Source organism: Bradyrhizobium sp. 40 (genome assembly GCF_023100925.1).
In the GTDB taxonomy this organism is placed as follows: Bacteria; Pseudomonadota; Alphaproteobacteria; order Rhizobiales; family Xanthobacteraceae; genus Bradyrhizobium.
In genome coordinates this window covers 1887208-1913154 of record NZ_CP064688.1, presented here as the reverse complement: position 1 = coordinate 1913154, position 25947 = coordinate 1887208, and the positions used below count along the sequence as shown (strand labels likewise).

General features: G+C 59.2%; 24 protein-coding genes and 2 pseudogenes. 10 read left to right on the top strand and 16 right to left on the bottom strand.

Annotation, left to right across the window (positions count from 1 at the left end):
• Nucleotide 1: 1 nt before the first annotated feature.
• Nucleotides 2-979, bottom strand: coding sequence for a tripartite tricarboxylate transporter substrate binding protein (locus IVB40_RS09115; protein ID WP_247818663.1), 978 nt, complete (start codon nt 977-979; stop codon nt 2-4).
• 146 nt (nt 980-1125) lie between these two features.
• Between IVB40_RS09115 and IVB40_RS09110 the strand changes: the two genes are divergently transcribed.
• Entirely contained in the window at nt 1126-2670 is a 1545-nt protein-coding gene (locus IVB40_RS09110; protein WP_247818662.1) for a winged helix-turn-helix domain-containing tetratricopeptide repeat protein, read from the top strand.
• Between the two features lie 960 nt (nt 2671-3630).
• Here the strand turns inward: IVB40_RS09110 and IVB40_RS09105 are convergent.
• The 4 genes from IVB40_RS09105 to IVB40_RS09090 all read right to left on the bottom strand — a co-directional run bounded on the left by IVB40_RS09105 (nt 3631) and on the right by IVB40_RS09090 (nt 6604).
• A complete protein-coding gene (locus IVB40_RS09105) occupies nt 3631-3981 on the bottom strand; it encodes a hypothetical protein (protein WP_247288310.1) in 351 nt (116 codons plus the stop codon).
• A 181-nt stretch (nt 3982-4162) separates the two neighbouring features.
• The gene (locus IVB40_RS09100) at nt 4163-5323 is read right to left on the bottom strand and encodes a PAS domain-containing sensor histidine kinase (RefSeq protein ID WP_247818661.1); all 1161 of its coding nucleotides are present in this window, start codon (nt 5321-5323) and stop codon (nt 4163-4165) included.
• Nucleotides 5324-6112, bottom strand: coding sequence for an alpha/beta hydrolase (locus IVB40_RS09095; RefSeq protein WP_247818660.1), 789 nt, complete (start codon nt 6110-6112; stop codon nt 5324-5326).
• 90 nt (nt 6113-6202) lie between these two features.
• Complete coding sequence (locus IVB40_RS09090) at nt 6203-6604, bottom strand: response regulator (RefSeq protein WP_247288249.1); 402 nt, start codon at nt 6602-6604, stop codon at nt 6203-6205.
• Nucleotides 6605-6997: 393 nt separating this feature from the next.
• Here IVB40_RS09090 and IVB40_RS09085 point away from each other — a divergent pair, with 393 nt between their 5' ends.
• A complete protein-coding gene (locus IVB40_RS09085) occupies nt 6998-7228 on the top strand; it encodes a hypothetical protein (RefSeq protein WP_247288247.1) in 231 nt (76 codons plus the stop codon).
• A gap of 210 nt (nt 7229-7438) precedes the next feature.
• On the opposite strand, the gene IVB40_RS09080 is transcribed toward IVB40_RS09085, so the two are convergent.
• Complete coding sequence (locus tag IVB40_RS09080; protein WP_247818659.1) at nt 7439-7762, bottom strand: hypothetical protein; 324 nt, start codon at nt 7760-7762, stop codon at nt 7439-7441.
• A 109-nt stretch (nt 7763-7871) separates the two neighbouring features.
• Here IVB40_RS09080 and IVB40_RS09075 point away from each other — a divergent pair.
• Both IVB40_RS09075 and IVB40_RS09070 read left to right on the top strand, forming a co-directional pair.
• Nucleotides 7872-8121, top strand: a pseudogene (locus tag IVB40_RS09075) (hypothetical protein).
• 32 nt (nt 8122-8153) lie between these two features.
• Complete coding sequence (locus tag IVB40_RS09070) at nt 8154-8318, top strand: hypothetical protein (RefSeq protein ID WP_247288244.1); 165 nt, start codon at nt 8154-8156, stop codon at nt 8316-8318.
• A 334-nt stretch (nt 8319-8652) separates the two neighbouring features.
• Here the strand turns inward: IVB40_RS09070 and IVB40_RS09065 are convergent, their stop codons facing one another.
• From IVB40_RS09065 to tnpB, 3 genes are all read right to left on the bottom strand, one after another.
• Nucleotides 8653-9555 carry a GNAT family N-acetyltransferase gene (locus IVB40_RS09065; RefSeq protein ID WP_247818658.1) on the bottom strand — a complete coding sequence of 301 codons (903 nt, stop codon included), beginning with the start codon at nt 9553-9555 and terminating at the stop codon, nt 8653-8655.
• Nucleotides 9556-9737: 182 nt separating this feature from the next.
• Complete coding sequence (locus IVB40_RS09060) at nt 9738-9896, bottom strand: hypothetical protein (protein WP_247288239.1); 159 nt, start codon at nt 9894-9896, stop codon at nt 9738-9740.
• 549 nt (nt 9897-10445) lie between these two features.
• Nucleotides 10446-10595, bottom strand: coding sequence for a transposase (gene tnpB, locus IVB40_RS09055; RefSeq protein ID WP_256468222.1), 150 nt, complete (start codon nt 10593-10595; stop codon nt 10446-10448).
• Between the two features lie 381 nt (nt 10596-10976).
• Here tnpB and IVB40_RS09050 point away from each other — a divergent pair.
• Nucleotides 10977-11226 (top strand): annotated as a pseudogene (locus IVB40_RS09050) (hypothetical protein).
• Between the two features lie 489 nt (nt 11227-11715).
• Here the strand turns inward: IVB40_RS09050 and IVB40_RS09045 are convergent.
• From IVB40_RS09045 to IVB40_RS35705, 6 genes are read right to left on the bottom strand one after another with little or no spacing between them, the layout of a single operon-like run.
• The gene (locus tag IVB40_RS09045) at nt 11716-12426 is read right to left on the bottom strand and encodes an ABC transporter ATP-binding protein (protein ID WP_247288237.1); all 711 of its coding nucleotides are present in this window, start codon (nt 12424-12426) and stop codon (nt 11716-11718) included.
• Nucleotides 12423-13175 carry an ABC transporter ATP-binding protein gene (locus tag IVB40_RS09040; RefSeq protein WP_247288236.1) on the bottom strand — a complete coding sequence of 251 codons (753 nt, stop codon included), beginning with the start codon at nt 13173-13175 and terminating at the stop codon, nt 12423-12425. Before IVB40_RS09040 ends, IVB40_RS09045 begins: the two co-directional genes overlap by 4 nt.
• Nucleotides 13172-14107: a branched-chain amino acid ABC transporter permease gene (locus IVB40_RS09035; RefSeq protein ID WP_247818657.1), complete on the bottom strand. Its 936-nt coding sequence runs from the start codon at nt 14105-14107 to the stop codon at nt 13172-13174. The genes IVB40_RS09040 and IVB40_RS09035 overlap by 4 nt, the downstream gene beginning before the upstream one ends.
• Nucleotides 14108-14121: 14 nt before the next feature.
• Nucleotides 14122-15021 (bottom strand): branched-chain amino acid ABC transporter permease, encoded by a 900-nt coding sequence (locus IVB40_RS09030; protein ID WP_247288235.1) that lies wholly within the window; start codon nt 15019-15021, stop codon nt 14122-14124.
• 6 nt (nt 15022-15027) lie between these two features.
• Nucleotides 15028-15486, bottom strand: coding sequence for an ABC transporter substrate-binding protein (locus tag IVB40_RS35710; protein ID WP_253075451.1), 459 nt, complete (start codon nt 15484-15486; stop codon nt 15028-15030).
• Entirely contained in the window at nt 15395-16264 is an 870-nt protein-coding gene (locus tag IVB40_RS35705; RefSeq protein ID WP_253075450.1) for an ABC transporter substrate-binding protein, read from the bottom strand. Before IVB40_RS35705 ends, IVB40_RS35710 begins: the two co-directional genes overlap by 92 nt.
• A gap of 623 nt (nt 16265-16887) precedes the next feature.
• On the opposite strand from IVB40_RS35705, the gene IVB40_RS09020 reads away from it, so the two are divergent.
• Nucleotides 16888-17859 (top strand): MBL fold metallo-hydrolase, encoded by a 972-nt coding sequence (locus IVB40_RS09020; RefSeq protein WP_247818656.1) that lies wholly within the window; start codon nt 16888-16890, stop codon nt 17857-17859.
• 410 nt (nt 17860-18269) lie between these two features.
• Here the strand turns inward: IVB40_RS09020 and IVB40_RS09015 are convergent, their stop codons facing one another.
• A complete protein-coding gene (locus tag IVB40_RS09015; protein WP_247818655.1) occupies nt 18270-19877 on the bottom strand; it encodes an NAD(P)/FAD-dependent oxidoreductase in 1608 nt (535 codons plus the stop codon).
• 1473 nt (nt 19878-21350) lie between these two features.
• Between IVB40_RS09015 and IVB40_RS09010 the strand changes: the two genes are divergently transcribed.
• From IVB40_RS09010 to IVB40_RS08995, 4 genes are all read left to right on the top strand, one after another.
• A complete protein-coding gene (locus IVB40_RS09010) occupies nt 21351-22352 on the top strand; it encodes an autoinducer 2 ABC transporter substrate-binding protein (RefSeq protein WP_247818654.1) in 1002 nt (333 codons plus the stop codon).
• A gap of 109 nt (nt 22353-22461) precedes the next feature.
• A complete protein-coding gene (locus IVB40_RS09005) occupies nt 22462-23946 on the top strand; it encodes a sugar ABC transporter ATP-binding protein (RefSeq protein WP_247818653.1) in 1485 nt (494 codons plus the stop codon).
• On the top strand, nt 23939-24943 hold the full coding sequence (locus IVB40_RS09000; RefSeq protein ID WP_247818652.1) for an ABC transporter permease: 1005 nt from the start codon (nt 23939-23941) through the stop codon (nt 24941-24943). Before IVB40_RS09005 ends, IVB40_RS09000 begins: the two co-directional genes overlap by 8 nt.
• A complete protein-coding gene (locus IVB40_RS08995) occupies nt 24940-25947 on the top strand; it encodes an ABC transporter permease (RefSeq protein ID WP_247818651.1) in 1008 nt (335 codons plus the stop codon). Before IVB40_RS09000 ends, IVB40_RS08995 begins: the two co-directional genes overlap by 4 nt.

The window sequence follows — 25947 nt, the reverse complement described above, 5'->3', positions numbered from 1 at the left end:
ATCAGGGCTTCGCCTTGATATCGCCGGCACGCGCGATGGCCGCGACCTTGGCGCGTTCATTTTCAATGATCTTGCCGAATTGCGCGGCCGTGCTGGTGCGAGCGATCAGCCCGCCGCTGGCCAGGCGAGCACCGATTGCCGGATCAGCACCAACCGCGCGAATGTCAGCGCCGATCCGCTCGGCCAGATCCTTCGGCATCCCCTCTGGGCTAAAGAATCCGAGGAAACCCTCCAACGATAGATCGGGGAAGCCCGCTTCAGCCGTGGTCTGAGCTTCGGCAAGCAATGGGCTTCTCTCTCGGTTGGTGACCGCGATGACTTTGATGTTTCCGCTGCCGACCATACCAAGTTGGCTTGCCAGGGCGGAAACGTAGAAGTGAATTCTGCCCTCAGCCAAGTCCTGCAGCGCTGGTGCGATCTCCCGATAAGAGACGTGGGTCAGATCGAGATTGGCGCGTTTGAAAAAACTTGGCACGACGTAGTCGAGGGCACCGGGAGTAGCGCCCCAGTTGAGCTTACCCGGTTGCGCCCGAGCGAGCGCTATGAAGCCCGCAAGTGTATCGATCTTCAATGATGCCGGAATCGATACTGCGATCGAGACATCGGCGCCCGAGGATATCGGAATGAGATCGCGCACGGGATCATAGGGCAAATGATCATGATTGAACGCGTTGGTCGTGACTGGACCACCATTGGTATAGAGAAGGGTGTGATTGTCACGCATCCCGATGACGGACGTGACCGCCAGGATTCCGTCCGCTCCCGGCTTGTTCTCGACAATGACCGGTTTGCCCCAACGCAGCGCCAGTCGCTCAGCGTAAAGACGCGCCGAAAGGTCGCCGCCTGTACCCGCGGGGAACGAAGTGATGATCTTCACGCCGCGCTCGGGCCAGACCTCTGCCACCGATGGTGACGGCGCAATGTCGAAGCTTCCAAAACAGACCAAAACGCTCAATGTCCTTGCCAGTGTCGAGTGCATAATCAACCCCTCCTCGGCACGTTTTGATGCGCACCCTTCTTTGAGGAAGTTGCGCGGTAACTGCTGGACTGTACCCCGCGTAGCCCTTAAGCTCCTTGGTTCAGAAACTTAATTGTCCTGAATCCGCTGGCAGAATGGCGGCCTCGATGGATCAAGATCAGGTCAGCTTCGGACCCTTCCATTTCGATCTGAGCGACAGCAAACTGAGCTTTCAGGGCGCGCCGATTGCCCTAAGTAGCCGCGCGTTGAATATTCTGCGTGTCCTCGCGTTGGCGAAGGGCAACGTTGTGTCCAAGGATCGACTCCTTGACGCGGTATGGCCTGGCCTGGCCGTGGAGGAGAACAATATCCAGGTCCACATCTCCGCATTGAGAAAAGAACTGGACAGGCGAACCGATGGCGAGAGTTTTATCATTACTATGCCGGGCCGGGGTTATCGTCTCGTCGGACTAGAGCGTCCACCAGAAACCGACCAATCCGAAATGGGCGGCCCTGGAGGGCTCGTCATACCGGGCGCGTCTATCGCGGTCTTACCGTTTCAGAACATGAGTGGCGATCCCGAACAAGAATATTTTGCGGATGGCATCGTTGAAGACATCATCACGGGCCTGTCACGCATCAAGTGGCTGTTCGTGATCGCCCGCAATTCAAGTTTTGTTCATAAGGGAAAAGCTGTTGACCTAAAGCAGATCGGGCACGATCTGGGCGTCCGTTACCTTGTTGAAGGAAGCGTGCGAAAGGCCGGGGATCGGGTACGGATTACGGTTCAACTGATAGATGCGAAGACGGGCGGCCATCTCTGGATCGAGCGTTATGATCGTTTGTTGGACGATATCTTTGCAGTTCAAGACGAGATTACGATGAGGGTCATCGGCGCCATCGAGCCGAACCTCCGAAAAGTCGAGATTGAGCGCGTCAAGCGAAAACGGCCTGATAATCTCGATGCTTATGATCTCGTGTTACGCGCTCTACCTTTTGTACGTACGGGAATGGTACAAGGCGCAAACGCGGCTATCCCGCTGCTGAAACGGGCGTTGGAGCTCGAACCAGAATATGCTTGGGCTCGTGCTCTTCTCGCTCAATGCTTCCACTTTCGCTTCAGCCGAGGCGGACTGGGCGAAGCAGATCGCCTTACTTCAACTCAGCATGCGCGCGCCGCAACGGCGGCTGGCTCGGACGACGCCACAACCCTCGCAATCGCCGCGATGGTTATCTGGTTCGACGGTCACGATGTCACCACGGCCTTTGAACTCTTTGATCGCGCGTTGGCAGCCAGCAACTCGAATGTCGTAGCACTCAGCAATAGCGCATTCGTCCTTGCCTGGATGGGCAATTACGAGTTAGCGATTGAACGTGCGCAACGCGCTATCAAGCTAAGTCCGTTCGACACCTCGAATTCCGATTTGGCATTGGCCGTGGCATACTTCCATATCGAAAATTATGAGAAATCGAAGGAAGCTGCACAGCGGGCCGTCGAAGCAAATTCGGCTTTCAGCATTCCCCGCGTACTGCACACCGCGGCGTTGATGCGACTCGATCGTAGGTCCGAAGCAATCGCAGAAGCAGAGCGCGCGAGGGAACTCGATCCCACTTTTACAATACAGAACTGGTCCGTGACTGTTGGGATTGTGCCGGAGATCTTTTCACTGTTTGCTAGCGCATTGCGCGACGCAGGAATTCCAGACAAATAGATCAATTCGCAAGCGCCAAACGCAGGACCGCCGCTTTGCCCTCCAACAGCGCCCGACATCTTCACCGCGGTTATTGGGGCGGGGAGCTTGCAGGACTCTCCGTCGCCGATAAAAGCCACGGAACGGGCGGCGATCCGAAGGCCCCACATTGGACAGTCAGTTCCAAATGGGGAGGAGAATAGGCTACCTCTAAATCAACCAATCTGCTGAGGCCCCCGCCATTCGTTAACTGTATGCTCTTATTGTTCGGCAGACATGGTCAAGACATGTCGTTCATGAACGGATTGGCGGAACACGTGCAGCAGATCGAAACCAATGACCCTATCGAGGCCCGACGTAGCCGCTACGCCCAGTACCGAGGGCTAGTTGCCACCCTCACCTTCGGCCGCGCGACGGTGAGAGGCATGGTCAGATCGGTCAAGGAAGACAGCTCTTGTACCCCAGTTCGATGGTTGATCACTATCGCTCCGACATAGCAGCTGGCAATTCGTAAGGGTGACCGGCCTCCACCGCGCCTGACCGCCATCCCATTATTTCCGCGAGTCCGCTTGGGCTCCATGAGTAACCGGGGCTAAGGGATCTCCCAAACGATTCTTGCTGGGCATCCTAAAAGCCGAGCCAACTCTCCCTTGTTCCTGTCCCCTCGGTAAGTTGCGCCGTCGCCTCGACATTCGTGGAAATCCAGGCGCTGACGCCGCAGGCTTCGGGGCGCCATCCACCCCAAAGCCACGCCGGTGATCCTGACGACGCCGGAAGAGATCTACCTGGATGACCGCACCTGTGAGGAGGCCTTGCTGCTGCAGCGCCGATTGCGGACGGCTTACTCCGGATCGTCGCCCGTGGCCTCCAGCGTAGACGTGCATGATCCGCTCCCCAGCACGACAACGCTGATGGAATGCAACCTGGTCGCTCCACGAATTGGCGATACGCGAGCGAACGGAGGCCCTTAGACTTCCGACATCACCATCCGTAGAAGTTCTTGGCGATGGCCAGTGTCTCAAGTTCGCTCGTCTCTAAAGCAATCTTTTGAACCAGCATCACATCCCCGTCGACCAGCTCACCAGCCGGAACAAAGCACCATCCCATTCCTAGTTGACCGGATGCATCGACCTCGCGGACATTGGCCGACGTGCCCCGACGGATGCGGTACCGCGTTCCGGTATCGGACCCGAGCACTTCGAAATAACCTTTCCGATCAAACTGCAATCGCTGCTGTGGGGTGAGCCAGCCCTGGAGCAGGCGCACCCCTTTTTTCCGTCTCTCCTCCTGGCAGCTTCGATAGAAAGCGCCGCACGCCCGACGCCGAAAGATCTTGAGGTAATGAAAACCAGCCACGACAATCACTCGTTCATTTGAAAGGCAGCATACGAATTCCAGAGTAGGATGCCGAGAAGCCAGCATACGTTCCTAGCGCTCGAGCACGCGGATTGTCGCCCGAGGACTCGCCGTCATGCCTTGATGTATGGGCAATATCCGCTCCGCGCTGCTTGCACTATGGAGCGGAATGCGGCCGGAGCGACCCATCGCCTTCCAGGGGCATTTGCATCGTGAACCTGGTCTCTGTCTCGGACGACGCGACCTCAATCGAGCCGCCATGCGCCTTGGCAATTTCCGCGGCGATGTACAAACCAAGTCCCAGTCCTTGCGAAGGACCGTGCGTCTTTCCTCGGTAGAATGGCTGAAACAGGCGCGTCCGCGCCTCCTCCGGAATAGCCGCACCTCCATTGGCCACCGAGAGCTCGAACATCTCTGCTTTGGCGGTAGCTTCGACCCGCACGGGCAGATCCGGCGCGCCGTGGCTGATTGCGTTCCCGAGCAGGTTCGAGAACAACTGGGCGATACGGGCCGGATCGCAGAAGACCGGTGTCTCGACCTCGAAGCTGGCTTCGATGCGGCGCTCCGGATGAGCCGCCGTCAATTCGGCGACGACCTGGTCTAGCACGGGTTCAATCGCCGTGATTGACTTGGACAGCGAGATGCCACCGCCAAGGCGGCCTCGTGCCAAATCCATGACGCTCTCGATCATCTTGGCCATCCGCCCGACGCTGCTCTGCATCATGGACTCGAGCCGTAGCGCGTCTTCCGGCGTCTTGGCCTTGAGCATCAGCCGTGCACCGGCCGCAATGGATGCGAGGGGGTTGCGCAGGTCGTGGCCGAGCACGGCGATGAACTGCTCACGCAACTCCGCGTTCGCGCGCTCCTGCTGCAGACGCTCCTCTAGAGCCGTCTTGAGCTGGTCGCTTTCCTTGCGAGCGTCGATCAGCTCCCGCTCATAGCGGCGCCGGTCTGTGGCTCGCATGATCGTCAGGCGCGTGAACAGGAGCGCATCAGCATCGGTCCGCCGCTCACGTGCGTTGGCAATCGCCGGCAGTCGCGTTCCGGTTTTGGTCAGGAGATCGAGGGCGAACTCGTCGAAGAAACCTTGCATACGCAGCAGCGGCGCCACATGGGTCTCCAGGAATATGCGTCCTGCCATGTTGAGCAGGTCGCTCAGTCGCATCCCAGGAAGGTCGTCCGGCTGGTAGCCCATCCAGCCCGCCAACGTTCGATTGGCACGATCGATGCGGCCATCCGGACGAACGGAGAGGTACCCGCACGGCGCGTTTTCGTAGAGGTCTTCGAAATCGCTATCGGCGGGATAATTGTTGTTCACTCAGATGAATTCTCGGATTGCGGCGACGACCTCGTCAGGCGCGCTCAGGTTGGGACAATGGCCGGTCGCCTTCAGCACGACCATTTCGCTGTTCGGGATGTTGCGCTGCACGTACGCACCCACCTGCTGCCCGGCGATGATGTCTTCGCTGCACTGGAGGATCAGCGTGCGAGCGTTGACCTTGTCCAGGTCCGCGCGATTGTCGGACAGGAACGTGACCCGGGCGAACTCCTTGGCGATCGCAGGATCCGTACGGCAGAAGCTATTCGTGAGCTCCTCGCCGAGTTCGGGACGATCGGGGTTGCCCATGATGGCGGGCGCCATTTGCGCCGACCAGCCCATGTGGTTCTCTTCCAGGAAGGAAAGAAGCTGTTCGATTTGCTCGGCGCTGAAGCCGCCGACATAGTCGCCATCGTCAATGTAGCGGGCCGAAGGGCCCACAAGGATGAGGCTTTCGAACAATGTGGGGTCCTTGATCGCGGCCAGGACTCCGATCATCGCGCTGACGGAGTGTCCTACGAAGACCGCGCCTTTCAGCCCAAGCGCTTGGCCAATCTCGACGACATCGTCGGCATAGCCGGACAATTTGGAATACTTCTGGCGATCGTAAGCGGTGAGGTCCGAGCGGCCCGCTCCGACGTGGTCGAACAGCACCGTGCTGAAATCGGCCTCGAAGGCCGGCGCCACGAACCGCCACATGTTCTGATCGCACCCGAACCCATGAGCGAACATCATCGCACGCTCGCCGCGGCCACGGACTTGCACGTTGTTACGGAACTCGACCGACACTTGGTACCCCTTGAGCGTGAGACAGTTCTTGCGGTTCGGCGAACCTAGGGTGAACTGAATCGCTGCGCATCCCCTTCGCGCGCCGGGCAGCTATGACGTTCGGATGAGGAGTTCGGACAGAGCCTCGACCAACTGCGCCGGCGCGAAGGGCTTGGGCAGGATCACGCTACGCGGCACACCGTTCGATACCCAGCGATGGGCGCTATCGCCGGAGACGTAGACGATTGCGCAGCTTGGATCGTGCTCCCGTACGCGACGGGCCAGCGCCCACCCGTCCATTCTGGCGCGGCCCAGATTGATATCGGTGATTAGGGCTCGGGGCAGAGAACTCCCGCTGAGCAGGTCGGCAGCCTCCTCGCCGGATGCGGCGCTGAGGACGCCGAAACCGGCCTCCAGCAATGTCTCCTCGAGCATTTCGCGAAGAAGATCTTCATCCTCGACCAAGAGAATGATCGATCTCGCTCCGATGTCTTGGGAGTTGCTCAGGTGCATCCTCGCGCATCTCTCATTTTCAGAGCACCCCAGACACGACGCAGGGGCTGCCAGCCACAACGTAACCAGAGGCAAACCGTTCACTTGCCCAGATGGGGCGCTGCTGGTCGCGGAACCGCAAGCGAGAAATACTGGTGACGCTATCCTGAATCTTCTGACGACAGTCAATCCACCATTAGTAGGTGCTTCGGGTGCCACCGCAGCGTGTGCAGGGGGGATGCGATGACTTGCCTGCACATCGGCATCACGTGTGCAAGACCACGCGACGATCCCAATTCAGCAATCGTGCTCATTCCCGCACGCGGCTAGGTCTACGCGAGCGAAAGTAGTTCGATTTTTGCGAGCCAGTGCTTACAGTTCGGTCGAACTGAACGCCGAATCGAGAGAACTGGTATGCAATATCGAGCCTGCATCGTTGATGCGAATGGTCACGAGAACTCCCGCACCTTCGTCTGCGCCAACGACGAAGACGCCGTCGTCTGGGCGAGGCAGATGCTGCACGGTAATTCCGTCGAACTCTGGTGCAGTGAGCGACTGGTGAAGCGTTTGCTTGCTTCAGAGCACAGCCGGGCCGTAACGCATGAGGTGCATGAAGGTCGAATGGTGCCAAAAGGAAAACAATGAGCTACCCTGCAACGCGGGCTTATGGAGCCGCGATGCTGACCGTCTCTTCAATGATCCTCGTTTCGTCGCCCTCGCCCGCCAGTATTGCGCTGTAGTAGCCATGGAAGGGCTGATCGCCCACTTTGGCCTGCCACTCTCCGACGTTGAGTATAGGCGAACCTTCGCCGCGAGATATGACACGCCTGACTGAGTAGTCGTGCAGTCCTATCTTTAGGGCTTCTTGAAAACTTTGCCGTATGGCATCGCGCCTTGGAAGATCCCGCCAGGAGTAACTCTGATTGCGTTCTCGTCGAATGCTGCCGCCATTGCCTCGAGGTCGCGCCGATTGTACGCGGATGCAAAATTCTTCTGAAGAATGGCGCTCGCACTCTCGGCCGATAGGTTCTCTTGGGCGCCGAGTCCCAGAGAGATGAAGAGCAGGAACGCTGCCGCTAATGTGGTTCTCACTATCAATGCCTCCGTTGTTGGGTAGTTGCAGGTCAGGCTGACTTGCCGTGACGGTGGCTGCTTTCTGTCCGCGTCCACCTTGCGCACCTGCTGGGTCGCGGTCTACGGCGCATGCACCTTCCGCTTCAAATTTCCAGGTCAACCGGCTACGCCCGGGGACGGCTCACAGGAGCGCGCAAACCCAAGGACGAGCCAGATGTCTGAAGTGACCTGCTATGTCGCTCTACCGTTCCTTTTCTCCGATGACGGCGTGGCCGCCGGCGAGGCGGCGGAATGCCTGAGCGTCAATGCCGCGCTCATGCGGGCGGAGGCGCTCTCCCGCAAGCTTGGCCATGCCGGCGCCATCGCGTTGCCCCCGACCGCGGACCCGTCAAGCGGCGACTTTCAACGACGCCAAGCTGATCCGGAAGTTCGGCGACGTTCCGGACGACCTCAGTACCTTGTGAAACTCCACTGGATCCGGAACGAGATCGCCCGCATGCGTGGGCAGATCCGCGAGAGGAGCGCGAACATCCACATGCTGCAGCGCGCCGGCGTCGCGACCGCCTCGGCCGAGCTGCTGCTCTCGAGGATGCGGGCCAAGGTCGACGACCTCTGCCCGGAGCGGGACGCGCTCCAGCCGGCAAGCTACCGGCCCGGTTGATATCCAGCGGACATGAAAGCTGGTTCGCACTCGCCGAAGCCTTGAGGCCTAGGCTCCCCCGCTGCTTCCGGAGGGGTCGATGATGGCCGCACACCGGTAAAGGTCCTCTCGCATACAGGCGGCCAAGGAGATCGAGGTCGAGGGACTGAGATCATCGCGATCATTTGCAACGCGGGGCGCGGCCATGCTCGGAAGGAGGTGTCGGAGCGGGAATTGATGTCTCCATGGACGACAGGAAGTGGATTGCCATCATGATCGCTCGATGCTGCTGCTGGTAGGTAGGCAGTGCCATCACGCATGAGAGCTAATCAACACACGGCCAGATCTGATCGCTTCACATAAAGCCTGGATTCCGAGGCAGATACTGGGCCCAACTGCCGAAGTTGCGGGATGACATCAGCAGCATCGGGAATTTGATCCGCATGCCGTGCTCCAGCGCCGTCATTAGGACGGCTTCGCTCGCGCCCGGTAGAAATGCCGATACTTGCGGCGCACCACTCTCGAGCGCCAGGCGCAGCGCCGTCCTGAAGGCGGTGGCTGCGGCGCCGGGCTGCAGGACCGCGACGGGTCCAATATGGCCGCCGGTGTCGATGTAAACGTAGCCGGCCCAATCATCCCCATCGTACAGGCTAAAGCCCCGCGTTCCGCCGTCCTTGATGAGATAGCGATGGTGCTTCTGGCGGGATACCCCAAGCACCCGCTCGTCCGCCTGCATGAGGCGAGCCAGCGTCGAAGCGTCTTCGTCGAGCGGAGCGCATTTGAATTGCGGCCAATGCAGCCGATCGACCAACCGCTCTCGGGGCACGCTCACGGTGTAGATTGGAAACCGTGGGAACAGTCCACGTCGGATGTAGAGCCCCTGCGAGACGGCGTTGAAGGAGAAGGTGATCAGAACCCAGTTGGAAGCGCCGGACTTCCTGGCGTGATCCAACGTCCTTTCGATCAGCTCGTTGCCGACGCTTCCACCCTGCCGGTCAGGCGATACGAAGAGCTGCGCCAGAAACCAGATGTCGCCACAGACCCAGCTCCAAGCGAAGCCGAGGATCCGGCTCTCGTCTTCCGCGATCCAGAGACCGTCGGGATCGTCCGTCAGAGAGAACAACTGAAAATTTGGAGGACTCGTTGCGGCCATGGGCCCAAAGCCATGACGGACCGTGAGATCGTTTATGCTGGCGACGACCAGCGCATCGGCAAGCTCCAGGTCCTCCGCGCGAGCGGGCCGGTAAACCACTGTCATCGGACGGCTCCATCATCACACGGAACGTCGAAAGGAACCCTGCGAAAGAGCAGCTCCACAAGGAGGTTGCGAAAACCCTAAGCGAGGTATTCCGCACGCCTAACAGCACTGCCGGAGGCCAAGCGCCTTGTCGGGCGCCAAGGCACAGACGCGGTCAGACGCTGCAGTCCGAGCCGCTCAGCTCAGAACCATTCGCCCGGCGTGTATTTGTCGATGATGAGAACAGAGAGGGACAGCAGCAGGCCCAAACCACTAAACATCGCCACCCAAACGGCGGTGTCGATGTCTTCGATTGATTCCGCGGACGCGCGGGGCAGCAGCCATGCAATTGCAGCATTCATGTCACTCTCCCTTGAGGGCGGCAGAGCCCAAGGCCCACCACAAGAGCAGTCGTTTGTTTCAAAATGACTTCGTGGGATTAACGAAGCGGCTTCTCGACACAGCGAAAACGCCTGTCTTTTTCGCGGCCGGTCCGGCTTCTGTTCTATTGCCTGACGAGGCCGCGCCAGGCCTTGCGCGTGTAGGGGCCAATGAAAATTCCGGTCTTCATGCAGGCCTGCCCCGCAGCGGCACACTGCGAATCCGCGTCTGGATGCCTGGATCCGTCTTGTTTGCAATGCGCGATGGCTTCTGAGCACGTCGCTGCGGAGGCCGGCGAGGTGAACAGGCAGGTGGCGAAAACAGCAGCTGTCAGTATTCGCATGGGAGCCGATCCCGGCTGTGATGCAATCGACGCATCATAACCAGAAGGCCGGGTCGCAGGGAAATCTCCTATTTCGCAGGCGGGCGCAGCCCACCTGCGGGCCGCCGGATCCTGCAGTGGGTCGTCGCCGACGGGAAGCTGCGGTATTTTTGCACCGTAATTTTTTCCCCTACAACGGCCAGTCTACCTAACTCCAGGTCCGTTCGATCCAGACCAAAATCTTGATCCAGTCCGCTCGTTTCGATCGAAACACGAAGGCTGCTCCACTGAACGGGTCGAGACGAAGCATTCTCCGCACCTTCGCCGCCAGTCCCTGGTGACCACAGTTGAAATCGATCGCCGCGCGGCGATTTCACTCATCAGATCGGGAACCGGCCGTGATCATCGTCACGATTCGCGCAGTCACCTGGACAGTTGCTCACAGTCGTGATCCACCCTGCCCTCAGACCCAATTGAGCACACGAAATCCTTGTCAGACGATAACTGATAAGGTTTGCGACCAATCCTTATCGGTCTGAAGCGGTATCTCCACTTCGGATCGTTACAAGCAAGCCGACTGATGCGCTGTCCTTTGAATTGTCATCAGATTAGGCCCCACTTTCCGCCGCTGCGCTCGTCTTCAGGAGGCGTCGCACGATGTGTTCATATCGCCCGAACTGGCATGACAGCCGCGGGCAAGTCAGGCCAAGCGTATGCCCTTGAGGTCTTGAACCCAGCGATGAAGCACGTTACCGAACGCCCTTTTGTCGATCCACAAGCCGCAGCCCGCAAGCTGCTCGAGCTCGCCGCCAGCATAGAGCCGGTCCAGGACGGTCGAATCCACATCGAGAAGATCAAACTACCCCATCCTCTACACGCTCCAGGCAAGCGGCGCGGAGTTCGGTGCCGGCATCAGGTGTGCTGTCGAGAAGGGCTGGCTAGGGCTGCATGAGAGCGGCACCTATCCGCGGCTCCTAACGCCCGGCTAGAATCTCCTGGCGCTCCGGTAAGGAACCATGCATCTTTGCCGGGCTTGCTGTCTCGCTAGCTCTCTCCTTCGAGCTGGCGGCACGCCCCGTTCCGAAAATGAACACCGCACAACTACCGGAATCGGGGACAACGATGATGTCGATCGGCTGGGCGCCCATCGCCTGGTAGGCGATACTGACACTCCACTCTGCATAGCGCGTGTCGGGTAGTTGAAAGACAACCATGACAGCCGCCACGGCCTTATTGTCGCCGCCAGCGTTGTTCGGATCAACCGTTCTCTCATCTCCTTCGCGTCAGAGGCTTCCCTCGAAGGCCGGCCTAAGCGCAGAGATCTGCGGGGCCCATGCGTTCATTTCATAGCTCGCTGATTATGCAGCAGCATCGGTGACCGCGAAGCGGGTGGTCGCGACAACCGCCTGACACGTGACTGAGGCAGAGGTCGGTTTTCGGGAACAACTATCGGCGGCGTGATGTCTGCTCCGCAGGGTCTACATCGCCAGATAGCGCCTTCGAATATCATCATTTCCTGAAAGGCCTGTCGTGCTTTCACGATGTACGACTTTGCCCTTATCGATGACGAGCGCCTCCTGTGCAATCCGCAGGCAGAAATGCATGTTCTGTTCAGCCAGCAAAATCGTGGCGCCACCCGCGCCCAATTCTCGCAAGACCCTGCTGATGTCGGCGACAATGATCGGCGCCAGCCCTTCGCTAGGCTCGTCAAGCAGCAAGACCAGCGGGTTTCCCATCAGCGCACGAGCGATCACCAGCAGCTGTTGCTCGCCGCCGGAAAGGCGGCCTGCCTGGCGGGATCGAAGCCTTGTAAGAAGCGGGAACGTTTCCCAGATCCGCGGCAGCGTCCAGTCACGCCGGCCGCCAGGGCCGCTCTTGGCCGCGATCAGGAGGTTGTCCTCCACACTGTGCTCGGGGAATACTTGCCGGTCTTCCGGCACATAAGCCATTCCCAGTTGCGCGCGCGCGTGAGGTGGTGCGTGCGTGATGTCGCGGCCAGCGAAGAAGATGTGGCCGCTGCGCACCGGGACAATGCCAGCGAGCGCCTTCATTGTCGTGCTCTTGCCCGCGCCATTTCGGCCGAGCAGCGCTAGTGTACACTTTTCCTGGAGCTCAGCATCGACGCCGAATAGGATCTGGCTCGCGCCGTAGAACACGCTTACGCCCTCCGCACGCAAGAGCTCGGTCAAGTCGCGTTCTCCTCTGCCCCAAGATAGGCGTCGATGACAGCCTGGTTGTTGCGGATCTGGTCTGGGGTGCCCTCGGCCAGCACCTTGCCGTAGCAGAGCACGCGAATGCTGCTGGCAACCTTGAAGACGATATCCATGTCGTGCTCGATGAAAATAAGGGTTAGCTTTCGGCGTTCCCAAAGAGCGCGAACGCGCTCAATCATGCGCCAGCGTTCGTCCGGGCCCATGCCAGCCGTAGGTTCATCGAGCAACAGCACTTTGGGCTCCAACGCGAGCGCAATAGCGATATCAAGCAGCTTCTGATCGCCATGCGAGAGGATGTTCGCCTCGACATTGGCAACATCGGTCAACCCGACGAACTCCATCACATCGTCCGCACGCTCGCGCATGCCAGGGGACGGAAAGCGATGAGACAGGCTGGCCCAGCGGCCGGCGTGGGCCGTGACCGCAGCCATCAAGTTCGCGCGCACAGTCATGGTCGGAAAACAACTCGCGACTTGGAAGGCACGACCAATGCCCCGCCGCATGCGTTCCGTTTTGGAGAGCTGGAGAATGTCCTCACCGTCAAGCAGCACCTCGCCAGAATCGGCGATGAACGCGCCACTGATCAGGTTGAAGAAGGTCGTCTTGCCGGCCCCGTTCGGTCCGATAATTGCTGATAAGCTGCCGGAGGGAAAGGCAAGCGACACGTCGTCGATCGCGCGCACGCCGCCGAATGACTTCGTGAGATGATTGATCTCAACGTTCATCGCGCGCGCTTGCTCCAGACGAGGTGGATGAAATCGAGTACGCCACGGCGCAGGCCAAGCGCGAATGCGAGGATCACGACGCCCAGGACAAGTCCGTGATACTCCGTAAAACGCTGTACCAGGTCGTTCAGCGCGAGCAGGATCATCGCGCCCAGCACGGGCCCGAGGAAGCTGTTGATGCCTCCCAGCATGACCGCAAAAATCGCTTGGCCCGAGTTGGGCCAATCGGCCAGCTCGGGATAGGCGCCTGATACGAACAGGGCTGCCAGCACGCCTCCAATCCCGGCGAAGCCGCCCGCGATCGTGAATGCCAGCAGCCGGGCGCGCCACAGGACGATGCCGACAAAGCTGGCGCGTTCCGCATTGTCGCGGACCATGCGCAACGTATTCCCCAACGGACTCATCGAGACATGGCGGAGCGCCAACAATCCGAGCACGGCTACGATGGCGCAGAACTGGTATAGATGAAGCTGCGAGCCCAGGTCGAAACCAAAGATGTGACGGCGAGGAATACCACCGCGCAACCCCTGATCACCTCCCGTCAGGCTCTGCCATGAAACAATAACGCTGAAGAAGAGCATCTGCACCGCGAGGGTGATGAAAGCGAAATAGTCCGTGCTTAGTCGGACGCAGATTGCGCCAACCAGGAGAGCGGCGATGGTCGTCAGAGCCACCGCGAATAGCGCCGCGACCGGCAGAGGCAATTCCGTCAACTGCATCGTGAGGCCAAATGCATAGGCGGCGAAGCCATAGAACATTCCGTGGCCGAATGAGACCATTCCTGTATTGCCGACCAGCAGATTGAGCGAGGTCGCGAACAGCGCCATCGCGCTGAGACGGATAATGAAATCCTCGAAGGCGGGGCTACGATGCAACATTGGAATCGCGAGCACCAAGATCAGCACGATCGCGGCGAACAGGGCATCGCGCAAGGCAGGATTGCGATTCATAGAGGGCGGCCGAACAGTCCCTGCGGGCGCAGGACCAAGATACCAATCATCACGATGTAGATAAGCCCATCTGTGAAGCCGGGGAAGCCGATCGTGCCGAAGCCTCGAACGAGCCCGATGACGAGCGCCGCAACCATCGCACCAGCGATCGAGCCCATACCGCCGATCACGGTGACGATGAATCCCTCGATCAGGATCGAGAAGCCCATGCCGGGCGAAAGCGAGCGAACGGGACCCGCGAGCGCGCCTGCGAGGCCAGCGAGCCCACCGCCGATCGCAAAGACGATCGCGAATAGCACCGTCGTATTGACCCCGAGTGCCGAGACCATCTGCGGATTGACCGCCGCGGCCCGAACTGTCTTGCCGAGGCGCGTTCTGGACAGCCCGAGGCTGAGCACCATGGCTATCAGCGCTGCTATTCCGATCAGCACGGCGTAAAACGGGGGCACGACGCCGCCTGCAATGAACAGCGGCGGGACCTGAAAGGCAGCCGGCATTCCCATGGCGCGGAACTCGGGACCCCAGACAATCTTGACGACGTCGTCGAAGATCAGCACCACGGCGTAGCACACCAGAAGCTGCATAAGCACGTTGCTGCCGTAGACCCGGCTCATCAGCACGCGTTCGAAGAGCACGCCGAACAAGGCCATGGCCACCGCACCCGCCAACACGGCGAGCGCGTAACTATCCGTCGCGGCATATGCGCTGTAAGCTACATAGCCGCCCAGCATGTAGAAGGTGCCGTGGGCGAAGTTGACGATCTTGAGAACGCCGAAGATCAGCGTCAAGCCGGCAGCCACCAGGAATAACAGCATGCCCACGATCAGGCCGCTGGTGGCCTGCGTCACCACACAGGCGGGGGTCGTAAAACATGCGCCCAGCGCGTTGAAGTCCATCGATCGTCAGCTGTAATTCTGCTGCTTCTTCCACTCCGTCTCAAGTTCGATAATCTTGCCCCAATCGGCGGGTTTGATGTCGCTGATGAAAGGATCCTTCGGAATGGTCTGTCCCCACCCGATCGCATAGCCGATTGTCGTGTGATCGTCCCGCATGGTGATGGTGCCGTCGGCGCCAAAGGGCGAATTAATCTTCAGTCCCGTCAGGGCAGCCGCTATCGCCTTGCCGTCCAGAGAATTGGCCTTCTTGATGGCTGCCTCATAGAAGTGCATGGCGACCGAATTCTGCCAGGACCAATTAGTCGGCCGTTCGTTCCACCTTTTGAAGTACGCCTGACCCCATTCCTTGTTCGCCGGCGTATCCGGGAATGTCTCAAGATAGCGGGTGGCCGACTGGATGCCCGCGGGCAGATTCTTGATCGCGGCCAGTACTGGATAGTCGACGTTCGGAGTTGCGACGGTCATCTGCCCGAACAGAGCATAGACATTCCCCTGGTTCACGAACGCCGAGAGATCGCCCGGCATACAGCAGCGTGAACAGCGCCTGCGGCTTGGCCTGGATCAGTTTGGTAATCACTTCGGTGAAGTCCGGCTGGCCGAGCTTGGGCCAGGCCTCGGTTACGACCTCGACATCCGGTTTGAACTTTTTGAAGAACTGCAGATACTGCGCCGTCGTGTCGCGCCCATAGGCGTAGTCCGGTGAGCAAGTCGCCCATTTGTTGATTTTCTTGGCATTGGCGAAGTCGGCGAGGTAGAGGCTGCCGGCGACAGCATCGTGCACGCCCTGACGCGCCACGCGAAATGCGGTGGGCACCCGGATCTTCGGATCTGCGGTGAGCGATGACGTCTCGCTGTTGGTGTGAATGCAAGCCACATTGAGGTCGCGCATAACCTCCTGCACCGCGAATGAGGCGGACGACGCTTCCGCATCGACCAGCAGCTCGCAGCCTGCAGTGTTCACCAGTTCACGTGCGACCCGCGCCGCTTCCTGCGGCTGGCCTTTGGAATCCCGGAAAACGAACTCGATTTGCCGGCCCAGGAAGCCGCCAGCGGCATTGATGCGATCTTGCTCGATGAGGAGCGAGTTGCGCGAAGAGGTGCCGAGCAGCGCGATGGGTCCCGATAGGATGCTTTGCATGCCTATGCGGAGAGTATTTGCCTGTGCCCTGGCTACCCATGGGGCGGCCACCAAAGTAGCCGTGCCACCGGCCAAAAGCGTGCGACGCGTGACGGGTCCGCTCATCGAACTGCACCTCCCTGTGATCCGGCTGTTGAATCAACCAGTCGTGTTGTGCCCGACTGTAGATCAGCGAGGCCATGCTGATCAAGCGACATAAAGGTGGAGCGAGGCCGGAGCCTCGGTAATGGGCATTGTACCTTCCGGTAGAGTTGGGCGCCGCCTTGCTGCTCAATATACCTCACGGGATCTTACCGCGATGCGCTGGTGCCGCGCTATCCACCTTGCCCATTCCGCTCATCGCAGGGACTTTCGCGAAGCGGATCCGCTTCGGGAATGAACACTCACAACATAGCGATCTCAAGATGAGCGCACGGCGCCTGTCGCTCGAGGTGTTTAGCGCGAAGGAAGGACGTCTACTCGCGGTCCCTCACGTCGAGCTCATCCAGCGCCGGTCATTTCCCTTCCCACCTTAACTGCGGACAGATGGCGACCCGGGAGAACTCAGACGCAAATGATATGTGACGCAGCTCCGCTCACCAGGAGCGATCTACGGCAGTACGCGGGTCACTTCGAGCCGACGAGCGAGATATACGGACGGCTCGCTCGCACAAGACGGACTCCCCTTGCCAGCCTTCGGGAACGAGCGCATCCTGCTACGTTACTTCATAATAACAAAAGGAGGAAACATGACACACGACCTTTCGCGGCGCTCCTTGCTCGCCCTCGGCGCAGGATTAGGCGCATCGACCGTGCTGGGCAGTAACGCTTTTGCGCGAGCACCCAAGCTTGGGACGCAGCCAGCTTATTTCTATCGCTTCGGTCTCGGAGACGCCGAAGTGACGGTCGTTTCTGACGGTCCGCTGCCACTCGGTCCTCCGAAAGGGACCTTCATCGGCGTGCCTGATGAAGAAGTGAAGAAGATGCTGAGCGACAATTTCCTCTCACCGGAAAATGTGGTGCTGGAGCAGAATTCGCCGATCGTGAATATGGGTGACAGGCTAGTTCTATTCGACACTGGCATGGGAACGTCTAAGGCCTTCGGACCGACCACCGGCCGTCAGCAGAAGAGTATGGCAGAGGCTGGCATTAAACCAGCCGACATCGACGCCGTGGTCTTATCACATGCGCACATCGATCATATCGGCGGCATTGTGGACGCGGACGGTAAGCCATTATTCCCCAACGCACAGTACTACATAGCTCAGAGCGATTTCGATTTCTGGACCGATGAAGGCAAGCTTGGCAGTCCATTGAAGGACTTTGTCGTTCATGCACGCAAGAACTTACTGCCGATACGAGATCGCCTTGTGTTCTTCAAGGACGGTCAGGAATTCCTTCCCGGCGTGCAGGCCATGGCAGCTCCTGGCCACACCGTAGGTCACACAATCTTCATGGTCTCGTCGGCAGGGAAATCGTTCGCCTTCCTCGGTGATCTTACTCACCATCCGATACTGCTGCTTGAAAAACCGCGGATGCAGTTCTCGTACGACACCGATCCGCAGCAGGCAGCTGAAAGCCGGGTCAAACTGCTAGATATGATCGCTGCAAATAAGATTCCTGTGATGTCCTATCATTTTGCCTGGCCAGGTTACGGCCATATCGCCAAGACATCGGAGGGCTTCCACTATTACCCCGAAGCGATGAGCTTGAATCTCTGAACTCCGAGCGCAGACAAAAGAGACGACCTCCAAAGCAAACTCTAGCCCCGGACTTGACGGGGCATTTTTGCGCCTTGTCTCTGACGAGAACGGTGTCGGACTGCGATGTGGCCTTCGAGCCAGACTCGGACGTGTTAGTCAAAATCACGACGCACGATAATGGTCCTCGCAGATATGCTGGAGCTCAACCTGCGCAGGCTTGTGCTCCGCACATCCCGACTTCGGAGAACACCGGCTTAGGCGTCAATCTTGTAGGATTTTCTACCTGCAGCTGGCGGCTTTCTGGGGCGCGCTTCGGCCGTGAGGGACGGTGGCCTCGGAAGGATAGGTGCTTGCAGCTCCGCTAGGCACGATTCAGGTTAACGACCGGACCATCGCCGAGGAAGACGAGCCGAACTCATTGCAAACGACTATGACAGAGCGAAACCTTCGTAGCCGCGGGTGACGACCTTCTGACAGATCTCGCGATAACGGACCAAGCCACCTGCATATGGCATGAACACCTGCGGCTTGCCTGGAATATTCGCCCCGAGGTACCAGGAATGCTTTGCCTGCGGCAGTAGTGTTCGTGCAGCCGCCTCGTTGACTTCGCTTACCCATTTCTCGACGGCGTCGGCCCGTGCCTCGATCCGCTCCAGCCCGTTAGTCCGCATATGAGCGATGCAATCGGTGATCCAATCGACATGTTGCTCTATGGCTACGGGCATGTTGCACAGAACCGATGGACTGCCGGGCCCCGTGATGGTGAAGAGGTTTGGAAAACCAGCGACCTGCAAACCTAGATAATTGCGTGGTCCTGCCTCCCAGACATGCTTGAGTGCGATCCCGCCCCGCCCGCGGATATCCATCTTGAGCAGCGGTCCCGTCAACGCATCGAACCCTGTCGCAAAAACTATGATGTCTAGGGGGTACTCGGCCTGATCCGTGAGAATTCCAATCTCGGAGATCTGCCGGATTGGCGCAGCTTTGACGTCCACCAGCGTGACATTCTGCCGATTGTAGGTCTCAAAATAGTCGGTATCGATCGGCGGGCGCTTGGCCGCATACGGATGATCAATGTCAGCGAGGACCGCCGCGGTCTTGGGATCCTTCACAATCGAGCGGATCTTCCTTTTTATGAAATCAGCAGCGGTGTCGTTTGCTTCCTTAGAAACGAGCATGTCCTCAAAGGATGCGCGGAACTGCAGCCCGCCACGCTCCCACGCCTCGTCATAAATTCTCTCGCGCTCCTCTGGCGGCGTGTCGACCGCTTTGCGTTCCGCAACCTTGAAGCCCATGCCATTGTAGGTTTGATGCGTAGTCGCGCGTATTTCGCTGGCGCTGTTTTTGACATATTGCTTGAAGTCCGCCGTCAATGGGACGTTGCGTGCTGGTACTGAATAGTTCGCGGTACGCTGAAATACGGTCAGATGCTTGGCTTGATCGGCGATCACCGGCGCCGCCTGGATGGCGGTCGATCCGGTGCCGATCATCCCCACTCGCTTGCCCGCAAACTCGACGCCTTCGTGCGGCCACTGCCCTGTATGGTACCACTCACCCTTGAAGGTCTTCAGTCCCAGAATGTCGGGCACGTTGGCAGTGGAGAGGCAGCCGACCGCGGTAATGAGAAACTTCGCGATGAAGGTCTCGCCCGTATCTGCACGGATGTGCCAGCGATTCGTCGCTTCATCGTAATGCGCCGACGCAACCCGGGTACCAAATTGAATGTCGCGTTTCAGGTCGAGCTTGTCAGCAACGAAATTCAGATAACGCAGAATTTCTGCTTGGCCCGGATAGCGTTCAGACCACTCCCATTGTCGCATCAAATCCAGGGAAAACGTATACCAATAGACATGGCTTTCAGAGTCGCACCGAGCTCCAGGGTAGCGATTCCAGAACCACGTGCCCCCAACACCCTGAGCCGCTTCTACGGCCTTGACTTTCAAGCCAAGGTTATCCCGAAGCCGAAACAGCTGGTAGAGGCCCGCAAAGCCCGCACCAACAACCAGCGCGTCTAGCTCAACCGGTTCATTGGACATTGCCGCACTCGCTCATTACGCCCACCCCACAAACATAAGGCTAGGTATACCGTCAGCGCCGTAAAGGTGAAAGTGCGCTGCGTCAAAGTGAATTGGGATTAATATAACCGTCCCGGTCAGTGCCCTCAAGCTCGCCTTCTCTGCTCAATGCAGCTCACTGCCGGGGGGGCGCCTTCAAATCTGGAATGCACACCTTCAAAGACCGAGCCGGTCCAGAAGCAATCAACGTCGATTTGCGGAGACTCCATTTCTCGGACCTGCCGTTTCGACGTACCAGGAGAAGAATTGCAGCGGCCGCAAGATTCAATTTTTCGGTCTATATCGATTGGAGCGACCGCGACTTTGGCCGCAGACATGCGTCATCTTGTTGGCGCGGCAACCCGGCCTGCGCTCGCAAGTAAACGCGGCGTCTTCCAGGAAGTGGTGGGAGAGACTGTAAGGGTGCCGCTCGATTCAATCGCAGCTCCGTGATGTGCTTCGGATCATCCACGACGAAGCCATTGAGGGGTTCGATTTCGGTGCGACGGCCCTTCTGCAAGTCTTGGGACATCGAGGGGCGCTGCTCGGAGGAAGTGTATTTGGAATCCGAAAAGCGCTGCTGGTCGCGGACGTGCATCACGTTTCGTCGCCCTCGCCAGGCCCGCGATGGTCTCGGCCGGCAAATGCAGGACCTCCTCCAGCTGATAGCCCAGCGCCTGGCCCTCACGAATTGCCTCGCTCCCGAGGCGGGTCGAGAAGCGGCGGATCGAATCGCTCTGCAGCATGGCTCGCCCAGGCAGCAGTGCTTTCTTGACCTTATCTGATCAAGCGTCATGGACGTCGCCCTAACGCGGCGCATAGCCAATGGCGGGAATTGCCCTTCCCCTGCGCGCGCGGGTTAGGATGGCATGCGACCCGCGATGCTGACAAGCGGAGGGCAGGAGCCCGAGCGCGAAAAATGATGTGAACGAACGGTCGGACGATGACGATTACGGGAAGCTAAAAACGTAACGATGACAGTCAGATAGTCGTGGCCGGCAAGGGATTGTGCAACGGCGAAGCTCGCCATGCCGGCCCTTCGCGCGCGCACCCACACGGTGACGAAAAAATGACACTCAGAGATCAGAGAAAAGTGTGAATCGCTGTGCGCAGCCGACCTGGTGGGTTCTGAAGCCAGGGCCGGGACTGTTTGCTTTCGTCCGGCGGGATGGCGTGGGCGTTCCTTCGCTGACGTGATGGCTGTAGGGATGCTGATCGATCGCTGCAGCTCACTCAGCAGCTTGAAGACCAGACTAGGTATCGCACTGCGATGGTGGCTGGCGAGCATGTCACTTGCTTGACACGTTCTGGAGCGCCAGTCTCTAATCTGCTTCAAGGTCCTGCGGTCGGACAGGCAATAACTTTCTGCCTCCAGCAAGAACAGGGTCGACGGCCCCACCCGGCGACTGCCAGGTCAGGGGTGCGGAATCCAAGATAATTTCCTGGGAGGGAACAATGGACAGACGCCAGACGCTCAAGCTGATCGGCGGCACGGCCGCGTTGGCCAGTGCCGGTATTCCGGGCTTTGCCTTTGCGCAAGCCCAAAAGGAAATGGTCACGGTCGTGAAGATCGCGGGAATTCCGTGGTTCAACGCACTTGAAAAGGGAATCCAGAAGGGTGCGAAGGATTTCAGCATTAATGCCACCATGGTGGGCCCGGCGAACGTCGATCCGGCACAGCAAGTAAAGCTCCTTGAGGATCTGATTGCCAAGAAGGTCAACGTGATCGGCTTGGTGCCGCTTGATGTAAAAGTCTGCGAGCCCGTGCTGAAGCGTGCCCAAGCCGCCGGAATCAAGGTCATTACGCATGAGGGTCCGGAACAGGAAGGCCGTGACTGGAATGTGGAATTGATCGACTCCGTTCGCTTCGGCGAGGTGCAGATGGAACGTCTCGCCAAGGACATGGGCGGCGAAGGTGATTATGTAGTCTATGTCGGGACTCTTACGACGCCGCTTCACAACAAATGGGCCGATGCCGCGATTGCCTACCAGCAGAAGAATTTTCCGAAAATGAAGCTCGTCGCTGACCGCTTCCCAGGGGCCGACGAGATCGACACCAGCCAGCGCACGACGCTCGACGTGATCAAGGCCTATCCCAACCTGCGTGGTATTCTCGGCTTCGGTTCGAATGGACCAATCGGGGCTGGAAATGCTGTGCGTCAGCAACGTCTTGGCAAGAAGATCGCCGTTGTCGGCACCGTGCTGCCAAGCCAAGCGAAGTCGCTTATCGCGGATGATACGATCCGCGAAGGATTTCTGTGGAATCCCACCGATGCGGGTTACGCGATGGTCGCGGTGGCCAAACTCGTGCTCGATGGCAAGCCCATCATGGATGGCGTCGATGTACCCGGCCTTGGCAAGGCGGCCGTCGACGTTGCAGGAAAGCAGATCAAGGTGGACAAGATCATGCGCATCAACAAGGAAACCATCGACGGACTGATTGCCGGAGGGCTCTAGACCGAAGCCGGTTCAGCCGCCTCATCGCGCTGCATTCCCGGCGTTCCGGTCGGGAATGCGGTACCACTCGAGTGATCGCACGATCCAACGGTCCATTGCAGGCGAACCTTTGGCGACTTTCCTGGAGATGTCCGGCATATCGAAGCGCTTCGGCGGCGTGCACGCGCTCCGCGGCGTCGATCTCGCTCTGGAAGTCGGCGAGGTGCACTGCCTGGTGGGTGAAAACGGCTCCGGCAAGTCGACCCTGATCAAGATCATTTCGGGCGTAGAGGCAGCGGAGCCCGGCGGCCGGATCGTAATTTCCGGCAAGGAATATCCCAAACTAAACCCGGTCTACTCCACGCATTGCGGCATTCAGGTCATCTACCAGGATCTTTCGCTATTTCCCAACCTCACCGTCGCCGAGAATATCGCGATGGCGCACCATCTTGGCGGCATTCATTCGGTGAACTGGGCCTCAATGCGCGCCACCGCGAAGGCCACAATGGCGAAAATCGGCGTTGAGTTCGACCCGGACGCAAAAGTCTCAGAGCTCAGCATTGCCGGACGCCAGCTGGTCGCGATCTGCCGGGCCTTGGCTGCGGATGCTAAGCTCCTGATCATGGATGAGCCTACGGCATCGTTGACCCGCCACGAGGTGAACGCCCTGATCGAGCTCGTGAGCGAGCTGAAGCGTACTGGCATCTGCGTCGTTTTCGTCAGCCACCGCCTCGACGAGGTGCTTGAAATCGCCGAACGCGTAACGGTACTGCGGGATGGCGCCAAAGTCGGTACTTTTGCTGCAGACACAATCGACGGGGGGAAGCTCAGCCAGCTGATGACCGGCAAGTCCTTCGAGTATCAGATACAGGCGCCTGAGCTTGCCGCTGGGCCAATTGTGCTGGAAGTTAAGGGCCTGGGCCGCGAGGGTGAGTACGAGGATGTAAGTTTGCAGTTGCGCGCGGGGGAAGTAGTGGGTCTCACCGGTCTGCTCGGCTCGGGGCGAACCGAACTCGCGCTATCGCTGTTCGGCATGAAGCCGCCCGATCGCGGCACCATCGCACTTGACGGGCGGCCCATCGCCCTTCGTACAAATGCAGAGGCGATCGATCGAGGGATCGCCTATGTATCCGAAGATAGGCTTACGCTTGGTCTCATCCTGCATCAGTCTGTCACCGCGAACGTCACGCTCACGGTGCTGGAACGGCTGGCTGGCGCATTCGGCCTGATTGCCGCACGCGCGCGACAGAGCCATGTTGCTCGGTGGGTTGCTGAACTCGGGATCAAGGTCTCCAACCCCGCCAACGCGGTGAAGACCCTCTCCGGGGGCAATCAGCAGCGGATCGTGCTCGCCAAATGGATAGCGACCAACCCGCGGGTGCTTATCCTCGATAGTCCCACGGTGGGCGTCGACATCAGCGCCAAGGACGGCATTTACGAAATCATCCGGCGGTTGGCCCGCGACGGCGTCGCGGTGCTAATGATATCGGACGAAATCCCCGAGGTCCTTTATCACAGTCATCGCGTGCTGGTGATGCGGGAAGGCCGTTTGACAACCGACGTGGCTGCCGCAGCCACCTCAGAAGACGCGCTTCGGCAGGCCGTCAATGCCTGAATCGGCCATTGCATCATTCGGCAGGTTTCGTCGCAGCCATGAGTTCTGGCTGCTGATGGTAATCTTGGGGCTCTGCGCCAGCTTGGGCTTCGCGAATGCCCAATTCTTGACCATGCAGAATCTGTTCGACCTGCTGACCTCCTACGCATTCGTCGGCATCCTTGCGCTCGGACTACTGGTCGTGCTGATCGCCGGCGGAATCGACATCTCATTCACCGCGACCGCGTCGGTGGCACAATATGTCACACTCTCGTTTGCCAATGCTTACGGCGCGAACTGGATCAGCGTCTTCGCCATCGCAATTGGGATTGGCGGTGCGCTCGGTGCCCTCAACGCAATCTTCATCCAGAAGCTTCGAATACCATCGATCATCGTTTCGGTCGCAACGCTGAACATTTTTTATGGGCTTCTGATCTTCTTCACTGGCGGCAAATACATCTATTCGCTGCCTGACTGGTTTGCGACCGGCATCTTCTGGTTCGAATTCGAATGGGGCAAGGATAGCTCGTACGGTGTCAACCTGCAGATCCTAGCGCTCGCGCTGGCATTTCTCGTCACCTGGCTCCTGCTTAACCGAACCAATATCGGCCGGCAAATCTATGCCATGGGAGGCAATGCCGATGCCGCGCAGCGACTCGGCTTCCACATTTTCGGCCTTAACATACTGGTGTATTGCTACATGGGTGTCATGGCTGGAATCGCTTCCCTGATCCAGGCACAACTCGCGCAGTCCGTGGCTCCGACTGTGCTGGTGGGCAAGGAACTCGATGTGGTCGCCGCCGTCGTGCTGGGCGGCGCCAGCCTGATGGGGGGCGTCGGCACCGTCCTCGGCACGTTTTTGGGCCTGACACTGCTCGCCGTGCTCCAAAATGGAATCATTTTGCTGGGCGTTTCGTCCTACTGGTCGCCGTTCTTCGTCGGTTTGGTTATCCTCATTTCGGTCTCAGCAACCGCCTGGTCGCAGCGAGAGCGGCGAACCCGGAGCGCGCGCCGATGAGCAATGCGCCCGCCCTCTCACTTCGCCGGCGCATGGTAGGCCTCGCTGGCAGCGGCACTGTCGCCACCCTCACCCTGCTGTTGCTCGCGCTCTGGGTGGCGTTCGCGATCATGATCGGCGACCGGTTCTTCTCGGTCAACACGCTCCAATCGATGGCTTTCCAGATGCCAGAACTCGGCATCCTCTCGCTTGCAATGATGCTGGCCTTGCTATCCGGTGGGCTCAACCTCTCCATCATCGCGACCGCCAATCTGTCCGGACTGACCATCGCCTTCCTGCTGACGCACTACATCCCAGGGAGTCAGGGCTTTGCCTGGGTCGGCATTCAAGTGCTGGCGATCGCTGCAGGGTTTGCAGTGGCCGCATTGGTAGGTCTCCTCAACGGTTTCGTCATCGCCTATCTCGGCGTTTCCCCGATCCTCGCCACGCTCGGCACGATGACACTATGCAAGGGCGTCGCGATCGGCCTGTCGCGCGGTAACGTCATCTCCGGATTTCCGGAGCCCATTGTGTTTATCGGCAATGGAACGGTTTTTGGGGTACCCTTTGCTCTGATCGTACTTGCGCTCTGCGCCTTGCCCGTCGCGCTGATGCTGAACGCGACGCCGTTCGGAGCAAAGGTTTACATGATCGGCTCGAACGAGAAAGCAACCCGCTACTCCGGGGTCGATACCCGCGCCGTTCTCCTCAAACTCTATGTGCTTTCCAGCCTGCTCGCGGGCGCAGCAGCGGTGGTCATGTTGGCACGTTTCAATTCGGCCAACGCGGCATACGGCGAGAGCTATCTGCTGGTCACCATCCTCGCGGCCGTCCTCGGCGGCATCGATCCGTTTGGTGGCTTCGGAAAAGTCGGCGGGCTATTGCTTGCGCTGATCATCCTTCAAGTGATCTCCTCGGCATTCAACCTTTTGAACCTCAGCCAATTCCTCACGCTGGCGATCTGGGGTGGAATCTTGATTGCCGTCGCGGCGGTTCCTCATTTCGCCGGCAAGGCGCCGCGGTAG

Coding starts and splice junctions, on each gene's coding strand:
- IVB40_RS09115 (WP_247818663.1), bottom strand. CDS start 979: ATGCACTCGACACTGGCAAGGACATTGAGCGTTTTGGTCTGTTTTGGA.
- IVB40_RS09110 (WP_247818662.1), top strand. CDS start 1,126: ATGGATCAAGATCAGGTCAGCTTCGGACCCTTCCATTTCGATCTGAGC.
- IVB40_RS09090 (WP_247288249.1), bottom strand. CDS start 6,604: ATGCACCTGAGCAACTCCCAAGACATCGGAGCGAGATCGATCATTCTC.
- IVB40_RS09085 (WP_247288247.1), top strand. CDS start 6,998: ATGCAATATCGAGCCTGCATCGTTGATGCGAATGGTCACGAGAACTCC.
- IVB40_RS09070 (WP_247288244.1), top strand. CDS start 8,154: ATGCGTGGGCAGATCCGCGAGAGGAGCGCGAACATCCACATGCTGCAG.
- IVB40_RS09065 (WP_247818658.1), bottom strand. CDS start 9,555: ATGACAGTGGTTTACCGGCCCGCTCGCGCGGAGGACCTGGAGCTTGCC.
- IVB40_RS09060 (WP_247288239.1), bottom strand. CDS start 9,896: ATGAATGCTGCAATTGCATGGCTGCTGCCCCGCGCGTCCGCGGAATCA.
- IVB40_RS09040 (WP_247288236.1), bottom strand. CDS start 13,175: ATGAACGTTGAGATCAATCATCTCACGAAGTCATTCGGCGGCGTGCGC.
- IVB40_RS09030 (WP_247288235.1), bottom strand. CDS start 15,021: ATGGACTTCAACGCGCTGGGCGCATGTTTTACGACCCCCGCCTGTGTG.
- IVB40_RS35710 (WP_253075451.1), bottom strand. CDS start 15,486: ATGACCGTCGCAACTCCGAACGTCGACTATCCAGTACTGGCCGCGATC.
- IVB40_RS35705 (WP_253075450.1), bottom strand. CDS start 16,264: ATGAGCGGACCCGTCACGCGTCGCACGCTTTTGGCCGGTGGCACGGCT.
- IVB40_RS09020 (WP_247818656.1), top strand. CDS start 16,888: ATGACACACGACCTTTCGCGGCGCTCCTTGCTCGCCCTCGGCGCAGGA.
- IVB40_RS09015 (WP_247818655.1), bottom strand. CDS start 19,877: ATGTCCAATGAACCGGTTGAGCTAGACGCGCTGGTTGTTGGTGCGGGC.
- IVB40_RS09010 (WP_247818654.1), top strand. CDS start 21,351: ATGGACAGACGCCAGACGCTCAAGCTGATCGGCGGCACGGCCGCGTTG.
- IVB40_RS09000 (WP_247818652.1), top strand. CDS start 23,939: ATGCCTGAATCGGCCATTGCATCATTCGGCAGGTTTCGTCGCAGCCAT.
- IVB40_RS08995 (WP_247818651.1), top strand. CDS start 24,940: ATGAGCAATGCGCCCGCCCTCTCACTTCGCCGGCGCATGGTAGGCCTC.